We start from the raw sequence: 12,461 nt of genomic DNA on the forward strand, positions 1-12,461 counted from the left end.
TAAGCGTGCCGGCTCTTTTTGCGGGTGCAACACTGCCGCAGCGCTAGGGCGGCGCCGCCGGGCGCCTCGCTGCAGTGCAGCATGTCACCAACTTGGGGCGAAAATGGAGCGACTACCCGCCCTGCCCCGGTGCCACGGCACCGGGGAGGCACATCACTCGTGGCGCAGGGCGTCTATGGGGTCCATGCGCGCAGCACGTCGTGCGGGGAAGTAGCCGAACACCACGCCGATGCCGGCCGAGAACACGAAGGACAGCAGGTTCACGCCCGGGTTGAACAGGTAGGGCACGCCCATCAGCACCGACAGCCCCAGCGAGGCCGCCGTGGCCAGCACGATGCCGATGAGCCCGCCCAGCGCCGCCAGCACCACGGCCTCGATCAGGAACTGCAGCAGCACCTCGCGCTCGAGCGCGCCGATGGCCAGGCGCAGCCCGATCTCGCGGGTGCGCTCGGTCACGCTGACCAGCATGATGTTCATGATGCCGATGCCGCCCACCAGCAGGCTCACGGCAGCCACCGCACCGAGCAGCGTGGTCAGTACCCTGGTGGTGCCCGAGAGCGCCTCGCCCAGCTGCTTGGTGTCGAGCACGTTGAAGTTGTCCTCGTCCGAGTCCGAGAGCTTGCGCAACTCACGCAGCAGCTGCGTCAGGCTGGCCTTCACGCGCTCGGGTTCGCTGCCGTCCTTCATCGACACCAAGAGGGTGTTCACGCGGGTGTTGCCCGTCACCCGGCGCTGCAAGGTGCGCAGGGGCACCAGCACGGTGTCGTCCTGGTCGTTGCCGAAGGCGCCCTGCCCCTTGGAGGCCAGCACGCCCACCACCTCGCACGAGAACGCCTTCACGCGCAGCTGCTCGCCCACCGCGTCGCGCGTGCCATACAGCTCACGCCGCACGGTCTCGCCGATCACGCAGACCGCAGCGCCGGCGCGCAACTCGTCGTCGGTGAATTCGCGGCCGATGCGCAGCGTCCAGTTGCCCGTCTGCAGCCAGGCATTGGTGCTGCCGATGATGCTGGTGGACCAGTTGCGCCCGCCCGCCACCACGGTGGCGGACGCACGCGACTCGGGCGCCACGGCCAGGATGCCGCCGATCTGCTGCGCAATGGCATCGGCATCGGTGTCCTTGAAAGCCGCCCCGCCCACGCCGCCGCCCGGCCCCATGCGCTGGCCGGGGCGCACCTGCAGCAGGTTGGTGCCCAGGCCCGAGATCTGGTTCTGGATGGACACCGTGGCGCCATTGCCCAGCGTGACCATGGTGATCACCGCGCTCACGCCGATCACGATGCCCAGGATGGTCAGGAACGAGCGCATGAGGTTGCGCCGTATGGAGCGCAGCGCCAGAAGAATGGTGCTCAGAAACATCAGCGCACCTCCACCAGCGGCTGCGCCACGCCGGGCTCGGCGGCCTCCCCCTGCCCGGCCTGCTCACGCAGCAGGCCGCGCGGGTGCGGGTTGGGGACATCACTGTCCACCACGCCATCGACGAAGCGCACGATGCGCCGCGCGTACTCGGCCATGTCGCTCTCGTGCGTGACCATGAGCACGGTGATGCCCTGGTCCGCGTTCAGGCGCCACAGCAGCTCCATGATCTCGTGGCTGCGCTGCGTATCCAGGTTGCCGGTGGGCTCGTCGGCCAGCAGCACGGCGGGCTCGGTGACGATGGCGCGCGCAATCGCCACGCGCTGCTGCTGCCCGCCCGACAGCTCGGCCGGCGTGTGGTGCTCCCAGCCCTTGAGGCCCACGGCGGCCAGCGCCTTGGCCGCCGCCGCATGGCGCGCCGCTGCGGGCTCGCCGCGGTACAGCAGGGGCAACTCCACGTTCTCCTGCGCCGAGGTACGCGCCAGCAGGTTGAAGCCCTGGAAGACGAAGCCGAAGAAGCGCCGGCGCAGGCGCGCGCGCTCGTCGCGCTGCAGCGCCTCCACGTGCACGCCCTTGAACAGGTAGTCGCCCGTGGTGGGCCGGTCCAGGCACCCGAGGGTGTTCATGGCCGTGGATTTGCCCGAACCGCTCGGCCCCATGATGGCCACGAAGTCGCCCTGGGCGATGTCCAGGTCCACGCCCTTGAGCGCCTGGAAGGCGAGCGCGCCTTCGCCGTACACCTTGGTCACCGAGCGCAGTCGTATCAGCGGCACGCCGCCATCCTGCAGCGCGCCCGTCATCGCGCGGCCCCGTTGCTGCGCTGGTCGGTGATCACCGCCATGCCGGCGGCGATGCCCTCGCCCGTCACCTCGGTCATGCGGCCGTCGCTGATGCCCGCGCGCACCTTCAGGGCCTGCGGCGTGCCGTCCTTGAGCACCCAGACCTGCTTCATCTTCGACGCAGCGTCCTCACCCGGCGCACCGTCGGCGCCAGGGCGGCGCCCGCCCTGGCCACCCGCACCACCCGGACGGGGCATGCGCGGCATGAGCTGCCCCATGATGCCCCCACCTTGCTGCGCCGCCGGGGGTTTGCCACCGGCAGCGCCCGACGCACCGGCCGCGCCCGCAGCCTGCGCCGGCGTGAAGCGCAGCGCCGTGTTGGGCACCAGCAGCACGTCCTTGCGCTCGGTGGAGGTGATGGTGGACGCCGCCGTCATGCCGGGGCGCAGGCTCATGTCGCTGTTGTCCACCTCCAGCCAGGTGACGTAGGTGACGACGTTGTCGGTCTTGGTGGAGCCGAAGGAGACGCGCGTGACCGCGGCCGGGTAGCGCCGCGAGGGGAAGGCGCTGACCGTGAAGCTGGCCTTCTGCCCCACCTGCAGCGAGCCTACGTCGGCCTCGTCCACGCTCACGTCCAGGCGCAGCCGCGTGAGGTCCTCGGCCACGGTGAACAGGGTCACGGCCTGCAGCGATGCGGCCACGGCGTTGCCCGGCTCCACCGTGCGGGTGAGCACCACGCCGTCGATGGGCGAACGGATGGAGGCCTTGGACAGGCTGGTCTCGTCGGTGGACAGGGCCGCACGCGCGTCGTCCACCGTGGCGCGGGCGCTGGCCTCGTCGGCGCGCGCACGGTCCAGCGTGGCGCGGCCGGTGTCCAACTCGGCGGCCGAGGGCACCTTGCCGCCCGACAGGCGCGCCACTTCCTCCAGGCGGCCCAGGCCCGCAAGCGCCTCCTTGGTGGTGGCCGCGGCCTGTGCCTGCCGCGCCTGCGCGGAGGCCAGCGAGGCGCGTGAGCGCAGCACCTGCGCGTCGAGCTTGGCGGTGTCGAGCTCCACCAGCACCTGGCCCTTCTTGACCTTCTCGTTCACGTCCACCATCACCTGGCGCACCGTGCCCGACAGCTCGCTGCCAATGGTCACCAGCCGCGTGGGCTGCAGCGTGCCGTTGGCCGACACGGAGAGCGTGAGGTCACCTGTCTTCACCTCTTCGGTCACGTAGACCGGCGCGGCACTGGCCTGCTTTTGCAGCTGCCAGGCGTAGATGCCGCCGCCTGCCAACGCCAGGGCTGCCACGCCCAGCCACAGCGAGGTGCGCCGGTACCAGCGGCGCGGCGGCTCGCCGCCCAGCAGGGCCTGCAGGTCGGCCGGGGCGCTGGCCCCGGGGGCGGCAGCACTGGGCTGCGATGGCTTGGTGTTGTCGGTCATGGCGATGGACTCGGAATAGACAAAAAGAGAGGGGCTGAACGGCCCGCGCACGGGCCGTGCGCGGGTTCAGTGGCCTTTGGCTGCCAGGTGTCCGTGCGCCGTGTGCGCGGGACCTCCAGGTGGCTGCGAAGAGAGAAGAAACTGCGTGCAGTGCGTGCGCTCGGCGGCTACTGCGGCTGCCAGCCGCCGCCGAGCGCCTTGTACAGGCGCACATGGTCGGCGGACAGGCTGGCCACCGTGGTGGCCACGCCCTCCTGCGTGGACAGCAGCGTGCGCTGGGTCTCCAGCACCGACTGGAAGTCGATCAGCCCGCTGCTGTAGCGCTGGCGCGCCAGCAGTTCGGCATTGCCGGCGGCATCGGCGGCAGAGCGCAGGCGCACCAGGCGCTCGCGGTTGCCGCGCAGGGACACCAGCGCGTCCTCCACATCCTTGAGTGCGGTGAGCACAGCCGCCTGGTAGGCGATGCGCGCCTGCTCCAGGCTGGCCTCCTGCGCCCGCACCTGGGCGCGCGCGGCACCGCCGTCGAGCAGCGGCACCGAAATGCTGCCCAGCAGCGACGCGGCCACAGCACTGCCGCCACTCAGGGCACCCAGCGTGAGGGCGCGCAGGCCTACCGAGCCGCTGATGCCGAAGTCGGGGTAGCGCGCCGCATCGGCCTGCGAGACTCGGGCCAGGGCGGCGGTGATGCGCTGCTCGGCGGCGCGCACGTCGGGCCGCTGGCGCAGGGTTTCGGCGGGGATGGCCATGGCCAGTTCATCGCCGGGCTGGGGCACGGCCACGCTGGCGGCCAGTTGCGCATCGAGCGCGGCCGGCGCCTGGCCCGTCAGCACGGCCAGGCTGTGGCGCGACTGGGCCAGGCTGGCTTCGAGCGCGGGGATCTGGGCGGCAGTCTGCTCCGACGCCGCACGCGCCTGCTCGGCTACGAGCGAGGTGGTCAGGCCCGCCTGCAGGCGCCACTGCGTGATCTGCAAGGTCTCGCTCTGGCTGGCCAGGTTGCTGCGCGCGATCACCAGGCGCTGCTGCAGGCCGCGCAGCTCGATGTAGTTCACGGCCACCTCGGCCGCCAGCGACACCTGCACGTCGGCCAGGCTGGCCTCGGCGGCGCGGGCATCCGCCTCGCTGGCGTTGACCCCGGCGCGCACGCGGCCAAACACGTCGGGCTCCCAGCTCGCATCGAAGCCCAGCTGGAAGTTGTTGCCCGCGCCGCTGTTGCCCGAGCGACTGCGCTGTGCCGAGGCCGAAGCGCCCACCTGGGGCGCCAGCCCGGCGGCCTGCACATCCACCTGGGCGCGCGCCTGCCGCAACGCGGCCTGGGCCGTGCGCACGCTGGTGTTGGCCGTGAGGGACTGCTCGACCAGCGCGGTCAGCTGCGGGTCACCCAGGCGCTGCCACCACTGGGCCAGCGAGGTGGCGGCGCTGCCGGGCGCAGCGGTGGTGCCTGCGGCCCATGCCGTGGGCACGGGGGTGTCTGGCAGAGCGGCGTCCCGCGGGGCCATGCCGGCGCAGCCGGACAGGGCTGCAGCCAGCGCCAGCAGGGCAAGCGGAATAACCCCGGCCAGAGGCCGCGACGGGGCCCGGCCGGCGGTTGCGGGGGAGAGGGAGGACAGAAGGTTCATGGATGCTCAGGGTGCGCTCTCGCTGTTGAAGCCATTGTGCAAAACCGATCCCTCGCAATGACTGCCAACGTGTGAATCCCAGGTAAAGAATCGACACAAACCGGCCGCGCATGCCTGCGCGCCCTGACCTTCCACCCCCTGTCAACCATCCCGTAGAAGCGTGCTTTTTGCACACAGCGGCGCACCCACAGTTTTTGTACATAGACAATCAATGCACTCATTTGACAAAAACCGGTGAAATCAAGAAACTGAATCACCTCAATGAACGACCTCTGAAGCCCATGCAGCGACTCACCGACTACACGCTTTACGCGGATGCCCAGGCCCATTTCTCGCCCGACCGGCTGTGGGAGCTTTTCGATGGCAATCGCGAGCGCTTCAACATCGCCCACGAGTGCGTGGACCGGCATGCGGCCACCGGCCGCGATGCCCTAGTGGTGGTGCATGCGGGCGGGGAGGACGAGGTCATCACGTACGCGGAGCTCGCGGCGGACTCCTCGGCGTTCGCCCATTACCTGGAGTCGAGGGGCATACAGGCCGGGGACCGCGTGGCCATCATGCTGGAGCCCTCGCGCGCCTTCTACACGGCCATGTTCGGGGTGATCAAGCGCGGCGCCATCGCAGTGCCGCTGTTCACGCTGTTCGGCCCCGACGGTGTGCGCCTGCGCGTCAACGACTGCAAGCCGGCCCTGCTCGTCACCAACGCACTCAAGGAAGAGGTCGCCCGCTCCATCGACGGCCTGCAGGTGCTGGTCTTCGATGCCGGCTTCGTCGAACGCCTGGCCGAATTCCCCACGGCGTACCAGGCCACCTCCCGGGCGGACGATCTGGCCGTGTTCCAGTACACCTCGGGCACGACACGGGAGCTGCCCGAGGCCGTCAGGCACACGCACAAGGCGCTCGTGACGCTGATGGTCGCGGCCCTCTATGGCACCGGCCTTCGGCCCGGGGACCGCTTCTTCTGCCCCTCGTCACCGGCCTGGGGCCATGGCCTGTGGCATGGCACGCTCGCCCCGCTGGCGCTGGGCCTCACGGTGGGGGCCTACAGCGGGCGCTTTCACCCCGAGCGGCTGCTGCAGGCCCTGTCGCAGCACCGCTTCACCAACATGTCGGCCGCCGCCACGCACTACCGCATGCTCAAGAACTGCGGCAAGGCGGACGAGTACGCCTTCCATTTCGAGAAGCTTTCATTCACTGGCGAGCCCATCGACGACGACACGGCGGACTACGTGCACCAGAAGTTCGGCCTGCCGGTGTGCAGCATGTACGGCACCACCGAGATCGGGGTCGTGCTGGCCAGCTACCCCGGCGCTGCGGACTTCCCGGTCAAGCGTGGCGCGCTGGGCAAGGCCGTGCCCGGCACCCGGGTCGAGGTGCACGACGCACAGGGCCAGGTGTGCCCCGTGGACGTGACCGGCCAGCTGATGGTGCTGCGCCGCGGTGAATGGGTGCCCACCAAGGACCTCGGCCGCATCGACAGCGACGGCTACTTCCACCACGGCGGGCGTGCGGACGACGTGATCATCTCGGCCGGCTGGACCATGAGCGCGGTGGAGATCGAGAACGTGATCCTCATGCACGGCGACGTGCTGGAGGCCGCCGCGATCGGTGTGCCCGACGCCGTGCGCGGCCAGGTGGTCAAGGCCTTCGTGGTCAGCGGGCGGCCGGCCAGCGAGGCCTTTGCCCAGGAAATCCAGGAACTCGTGAAGACCAAGCTGAGCCAGCACGAGTACCCGCGCCACGTCGAGTTCTCCCCCGAGCTACCCAAGACCCCCGCCGGCAAGGTGCACCGCAAGGTGCTGCGCGAGCGCGAGGCGGTAGCCGCGGCCACTGCCCTTGCCTCTGCGGCATCCCTTTCCACAGCCCATTGATTTTTTACCACCCCAAGGAGACAACCCATGAGCAGTTCCACCCCCCGCAGCTTTCCCAAGATCACGGAAAGCGGCCTTGACGACCTGCGCCAGCGCATCGGCGTGAAGATCGGCCAGATGGCCGAACCCTGGTGCTTCGAGGCCACGCGCGACAACATCCGCCACTATGCCCATGGCATCGGCGACGACAACCCGCTGTGGTGCGACCCCGAGTACGCGGCAAAGTCCCACTACGGCGGCATCGTGGCCCTGCCCAGCTTCCTGTTCTCCACCAGCCGCATCGTCTCGGGCTATGTTGGCGGGCTGCCTGGCGTGCATGCCATGTGGTCGGGTTCGGACTGGACCTGGCACAAGCCCCTGCACCGCAACGACGAGATCCGCACCGAGGCCTACCTCAAGGACCTGGTGGAGCACCAGACGCGCTTTGCCGGCCGCGCCGTGCAGCAGATCTACCACGTCGATTTCTTCAACCAGCAGGGCGACAAGGTGGCCGAGGCGGACAGCTGGTGCTTTCGCACCGAGCGCGACCATGCACGCGAGCAGGGCACCAAGTACAAGGAGGTGCGCGCACGCGAGCCGCGCCGCTACACCGACGAGGAACTGGCCGAGGCCTTCAAGCTCTACCGCAACGAAGAGATCCGCGGTGCCACGCCCCGCTACTGGGAGGACGTGAAGGAAGGCGAAGACCTGCCCGTGCTCTTCAAGGGCCCGATGACCGTGACCGGCTTCATCGCCTACGCCCAGGGCTGGGGCGGCCTGTACATCCGCGCCAACAAGCTCGCCTGGAAGCTCATCGACTCGCACCCCGGCGTGGGCATCAAGAACCGCTTCGGCATCCCTGACGTGCCAGAGCGCGTGCACTGGGAAGAGGACTTCGCCCTGGAAGTGGGCGCACCGGGCGCCTACGACTACGGCCCGGAGCGCACCTCCTGGCTCACCCACCAGCTGACCAACTGGATGGGCGATACCGGCTTTCTGCAAAAGGCGAGCTGCAAGATCCGCCGCCACAACCCCGAAGGCGACCTGCTGTTCATCAAGGGCAAGGTCAAGCGCAAGTACATCGAGAATGGCCAGCACCTGGTCGAGATCGAGCAGGAAGCGCACAACCAGGACGGCGAGCTCTCGGTGGTCGGAAGCGGCGTGGTGGCGCTGCCATCGCGGGGATGACACCCGATGCGCACGACCAGTAGCGGCGCACTGCGGGGGCTGAAGGTCATCGACCTGACGCGTGTGCTCGCCGGGCCGCTGTGCACCCAGGTCCTCGCGGACCAGGGGGCGGACGTGGTGAAGATCGAGCCGCCCGCGGGCGATGAGACACGCAGGCTCGGGCCACCCTTCGACAGCGCGGGCAGTGCGGCCTACTTTTCCGCACTCAACCGGGGCAAGCGGGCCATTAGCCTGGACCTGTCGATGCCGCAGGCGCAGGACGTGCTGCACCGGCTGCTCGGCGACGCCGACGTGCTGGTGGAGAACTTCCTGCCGGGCACCATGGAGCGCTGGGGCCTGGGCTACGAACAGGCCCTGGCCGACAGGTACCCGCGCCTGGTCTACTGCAACATCACGGGCTTCGGGGCGGACGGCCCGCTCGGCGGGCTGCCCGGGTACGACGCGGTGCTGCAGGCCCTGTGCGGGCTGATGAGCGTCAACGGCGACGAATCCTGCGGGGCCACCCGCATCGGGATTCCCGTGGTGGACCACCTGACCGGCTACGTGGCGCTCTCGGGCATCCTGATGGCGCTGTATGCGCGTGGCACGCAAGGGCGCGGCCAGCGCGTGGAGGCGGCGCTGTACGACACCGCGCTGAGCCTGCTGCTGCCGCACGCCTCGAACTGGCTGGCGTCGCAGAAGGACCCTGAGCTGCTGGGCAGCGCGCACCCCAACATCGCGCCCTACGACAAGTTCAGGGCCCGTGACGGGGAGCTGTTCATCGGGATCATGACCGACGTCCAGTTCCAGCGCTTTTGCAGCCACGTCGGCCTGCAGGGCCTGATCGCGGACGAGCGTTTCACCTCCAACGCACAGCGGCTGGTGCACCGGGACGCGCTCAAGCAAGCCATCGAGACGGCCATTGCGTCCATGGCCTGCGAGCCGCTGTGCGAGTCGCTGATGCGCGCTGGCGTGCCGGCCGGTGCGGTGAACTCGATCCCGCGGGCCTTGGCCCATGCGCACTGCGAGCACCGGCAGATGCTGGTGCAGCGGGACGGCTACACCGGCGTGCGCTCTCCCATGCGGCTGATGGGCACGCCGGGCGTGGCCGGGGCGAGCCCACCCCGATTTGCGCAGGACGCGGCTCAGATATTGGAAAGCCTGGGTTTCAGCCCAGAGGAGCGAGACCAACTGCAGGGCAGCGGCGCAGCCCCCGCAACACGGCGATAGCGTTTCGATCAAGAATACACAAGGAGACAACAATGCGACTGATTGCTGCAGTGATGGCGGCCGCCTGTGCCATGGCGAGCCCGGGTCCGGCGGGCGCACAGACCTATCCCGCCAAGCCGATCAAGATCATCGTGGCCTACCCCGCCGGGCAGGGCACGGACATCGCCACCCGGTACCTGGCCGAGCAGATGTCCAGGGACCTGGGGCAGGCCATCGTGATCGACAACCGGCCCGGCGCCGGGGGCAACCTGGGCACGGAGATCGCGGCCCAGGCCGCGCCCGACGGCTACACCCTGACCATGGGGACGAATGCAACCCATGCGCTCAACCAGTACCTGTATGCGCGGGTGCCCTTCGATGCGGAGCGGGACTTCGAGCCCATCGTCCTGGTGGGCACCTTTCCCATGGTCGTGGCCGTCAACAGCCAGTCGCCCTTCCACACCCCCAAGGAACTGGTGGACACCGCCGCCCGCAGCACGCGGTCTGCCGACATCGCCATGCCCAGCACCAGTGCCCGCCTGGTGGTTGAGCTGCTCAAGCAGCGCTCGGGGGCACCGGTGTTTGGCGTGCCCTACAAGGGCTCGGGCAATGCCATGACCGACGTGCTGGGCGGGCAGTTGCCGGTGATCGTGGACACCCCCACCAGCCTCAGGCCCCACCTGGCCTCGGGAAAGATCCGCGCCATTGCCGTCACGTCGAGCAAGCCCAGCAGCCTGGTGCCGGGCGTCAAGACCATGGACGAGCAGGGCTACGCCGGCTTCGAGGTGATCGCCTGGAACGCCTTGTACGCGCCCAGGAACACCCCTGCAACCGTGATCGCCACGCTCAACGCCGCCATGAACAAGGTGCTGCAGCGCCCCGAGGCACGGCACAAGCTGCTGGAGCTGGGCTTCGAGCCGGCGGGCGGCACCGCCGTCCAGCTCCGGGAGTTCGCCCTGTCCGAGCGCAAGAAGTGGCAGCCGGTTATCCAAGCGGCCGACATGAAGGTCGATTGAGCCCGACAGCCCGGCGCAGGCTCTCGTGCCAGGCGCCTGCAAAAGCTAGTCGGGCATGCTGCCCTCGGCGGGCAGCGGCACATACACCAGGCAGGTGCGCAGGACCTGCTCCTGCTCCGGGCCTTGAGCGCCGCGCGAGGTTCTCAGGGCCTGCACCTCCACCCTCGCGCGCTCGGCACCTGCGTCCAGCAGGCGGGCGCGAAAGGTGACGAAATCCCCCAGCGATGGGCATCGCTTCGACCTCGATGGCATCGAGCTGCACCAGCGCCACGTTGCGCCTGAAATGGCCGCCCGGCAGCACCGCGCCCGCCTGGTCGAGTTGCCCCAGCACCCAGCCGATGGGGATCTGCCCACCGATCCCCAGGTCTGCAGGCATGGGAATGGTGCGAAGAACCGTCTGGAGACCTTCGCCGGCAATGGGGGAGCTATCGAACGCCATGCGCTAGCTCCGCGCCACCAGCAGGTTGCCGATGGCCTGGGCTTCGCGCAGCATCATCGCGGCCAGTTCGGTGGTTTCGGTGGCATTGAGCTGGCTGGACATACCGGCCGCCACCAGGGTGTGCGTGAGGCTTCCGCCGGGCGAGCAGATGGGCACGGCGACCACGGTGAGGCCACTCATGAAATTGTCGCGGTCCAGGCTCCAGCCCTGCGCGCGGGCCAGCTCCACCTCGCGCTTCCAGGTGTCGAAGGCGGGCTTCTTGTCCCATTGCGTGGCATTGAACTTCTGGCGCAGCTGGGTCCAGTTCTCTCCGCTGTAGGCGGCGATCAGCCGGCCGGTGGCACTGGCCAGGTGGGAGAACTGGCTGCCCACGTCGGTGTGCAGGCGAAACGGCTGGTTCGAGCGCGACAGGGCCAGCACCACGACGGATTGCTTGGGTGTGATCTCCACGCCCATGGCGGTGACCCCCCGGGTGGAGGCGAGTCGGTCGAGCGCAGGCTGCACGAGCTGCGCGAAGCCGCTGCTCTCCAGCACGCTGCGGGCCAGGCTGATCATGCCGCTGCCCAGCAAGTAGCGCTTGGTGGCCGGGTCCACGCTGACCAGTTCCTCGCTGACCAGCACGCGCAGGATGTGCAGGCAGGTGCTGGGCACCAGGCCCAGCTCATCGGCGATGGCCTTGACACCCAGGCCCTGCTTGGCGTTTCCGAGGAAGCGAAGGATGGCAATGGACCGGCTGACGGCTGGCACGGGCCGCACGCGCACGGCGGGCTTTTGGGGGGTCGGCGGCGCCGGCTCGGACGTCGGTGTGCGCTTTGGAGGCATGACAAGGGACGAGGGCCAAATTTGCATGATAGTGCAGGGCTGCTGGGGCAAGCCCCTGGAACCCCGCGCCGGCCCCGGTGCCGGGAGGCCGGCCCTCATGCGAGGCGCTCCACGGGCAGCACTTTCACGATCGCCTGCGCGCGCAGGACCATCTGGCCGTCCACCGCGACACTGCCCTGCATGAAGAGCATCTGGTGGGTGCGGTGCGTGATCTGCGCCCGCGCCTGTGCAAACTGCCCCTGCCGCACGGCGGTCAGAAACTGCGAATCGAGCTGCAGCGTGACACACGGCACCCGGCCGCAGGCCTCCCACGCCACGGTGCTGATCGCATGGTCCACCAGGGTGAGCAGCGCGCCGCCATGCACCACCCCGGCAGGATTGAGGTGCGCCGGTGCCATCTGGAAGCCATAGGCCCATCCGTCCCCTTCTCGCCGGGTCCACAGCGGCCCTGCCGTGCCGGCGAAACCCGCCAAGGATCGCACCTTCCAACCACCCTCCTCCGGGGACGGGGGCGCTCCACCCGGTACTGCCTGCGCATCGGTCATGGCGATCACTCCATAGTTTGTACAAAACACCATTCAATTGTCTCCAGACAATTTTATGCCAAAGGTACAAGCAATGAAAGGCATTGCGCCATGCGCCATGCGACCCGCACTGTGGACGGCGCCTTGCGAAAAAGGTTTTGACGAAAGAAGACGAAGTGCCGGGGATGGGAGGCGCTGCGCGCGGGGTCCCGGGCCAGCAATGCAGCGCGGTACGAGAGAGCAGCCCGGCAAGGTCGCC

Annotated in this window: 11 protein-coding genes; 4 read left to right on the forward strand and 7 right to left on the reverse strand. The window is 69.1% G+C overall.

Features of this window, described 5'->3' with window-relative positions; all coding sequences use genetic code 11:
* Positions 1–153 precede the first annotated feature (153 nt).
* The 4 genes from ACSQ9E_RS20675 to ACSQ9E_RS20690 form a co-directional block, all read right to left on the reverse strand.
* Positions 154–1,359: an ABC transporter permease gene (locus ACSQ9E_RS20675; protein WP_436219042.1), complete on the reverse strand. Its 1,206-nt coding sequence runs from the start codon at positions 1,357–1,359 to the stop codon at positions 154–156.
* The gene (locus ACSQ9E_RS20680; protein ID WP_057199703.1) at positions 1,359–2,156 is read right to left on the reverse strand and encodes an ABC transporter ATP-binding protein; all 798 of its coding nucleotides are present in this window, start codon (positions 2,154–2,156) and stop codon (positions 1,359–1,361) included. The genes ACSQ9E_RS20675 and ACSQ9E_RS20680 overlap by 1 nt, the downstream gene beginning before the upstream one ends.
* On the reverse strand, positions 2,153–3,559 hold the full coding sequence (locus tag ACSQ9E_RS20685) for an efflux RND transporter periplasmic adaptor subunit (protein WP_057199702.1): 1,407 nt from the start codon (positions 3,557–3,559) through the stop codon (positions 2,153–2,155). The genes ACSQ9E_RS20680 and ACSQ9E_RS20685 overlap by 4 nt, the downstream gene beginning before the upstream one ends.
* Positions 3,560–3,726: 167 nt before the next feature.
* Positions 3,727–5,175, reverse strand: coding sequence for an efflux transporter outer membrane subunit (locus tag ACSQ9E_RS20690; protein WP_436219043.1), 1,449 nt, complete (start codon positions 5,173–5,175; stop codon positions 3,727–3,729).
* 281 nt (positions 5,176–5,456) lie between these two features.
* Between ACSQ9E_RS20690 and ACSQ9E_RS20695 the strand changes: the two genes are divergently transcribed.
* From ACSQ9E_RS20695 to ACSQ9E_RS20710, 4 genes are read left to right on the forward strand one after another with little or no spacing between them, the layout of a single operon-like run.
* A complete protein-coding gene (locus ACSQ9E_RS20695; protein WP_436219044.1) occupies positions 5,457–7,046 on the forward strand; it encodes an acyl-CoA synthetase in 1,590 nt (529 codons plus the stop codon).
* 27 nt (positions 7,047–7,073) lie between these two features.
* On the forward strand, positions 7,074–8,213 hold the full coding sequence (locus ACSQ9E_RS20700; RefSeq protein WP_057265948.1) for an FAS1-like dehydratase domain-containing protein: 1,140 nt from the start codon (positions 7,074–7,076) through the stop codon (positions 8,211–8,213).
* 6 nt (positions 8,214–8,219) lie between these two features.
* Entirely contained in the window at positions 8,220–9,422 is a 1,203-nt protein-coding gene (locus ACSQ9E_RS20705; RefSeq protein WP_436219045.1) for a CaiB/BaiF CoA transferase family protein, read from the forward strand.
* A 32-nt stretch (positions 9,423–9,454) separates the two neighbouring features.
* Positions 9,455–10,417 carry a Bug family tripartite tricarboxylate transporter substrate binding protein gene (locus tag ACSQ9E_RS20710; RefSeq protein ID WP_057265952.1) on the forward strand — a complete coding sequence of 321 codons (963 nt, stop codon included), beginning with the start codon at positions 9,455–9,457 and terminating at the stop codon, positions 10,415–10,417.
* A gap of 45 nt (positions 10,418–10,462) precedes the next feature.
* Here the strand turns inward: ACSQ9E_RS20710 and ACSQ9E_RS20715 are convergent, their stop codons facing one another.
* The 3 genes from ACSQ9E_RS20715 to ACSQ9E_RS20725 all read right to left on the reverse strand — a co-directional run bounded on the left by ACSQ9E_RS20715 (position 10,463) and on the right by ACSQ9E_RS20725 (position 12,223).
* Positions 10,463–10,669, reverse strand: a complete 207-nt coding sequence (locus ACSQ9E_RS20715; RefSeq protein WP_436219046.1) for a hypothetical protein — start codon at positions 10,667–10,669, stop codon at positions 10,463–10,465.
* Positions 10,670–10,859: 190 nt separating this feature from the next.
* Positions 10,860–11,705 (reverse strand): IclR family transcriptional regulator, encoded by an 846-nt coding sequence (locus ACSQ9E_RS20720; protein ID WP_436219047.1) that lies wholly within the window; start codon positions 11,703–11,705, stop codon positions 10,860–10,862.
* Positions 11,706–11,773: 68 nt separating this feature from the next.
* Positions 11,774–12,223: a PaaI family thioesterase gene (locus tag ACSQ9E_RS20725; RefSeq protein WP_436219048.1), complete on the reverse strand. Its 450-nt coding sequence runs from the start codon at positions 12,221–12,223 to the stop codon at positions 11,774–11,776.
* Positions 12,224–12,461: the final 238 nt, after the last annotated feature.

The sequence above is a fragment of the Acidovorax sp. LjRoot118 genome (assembly GCF_964253575.1).
Lineage (GTDB): Bacteria > Pseudomonadota > Gammaproteobacteria > Burkholderiales > Burkholderiaceae_C > Acidovorax.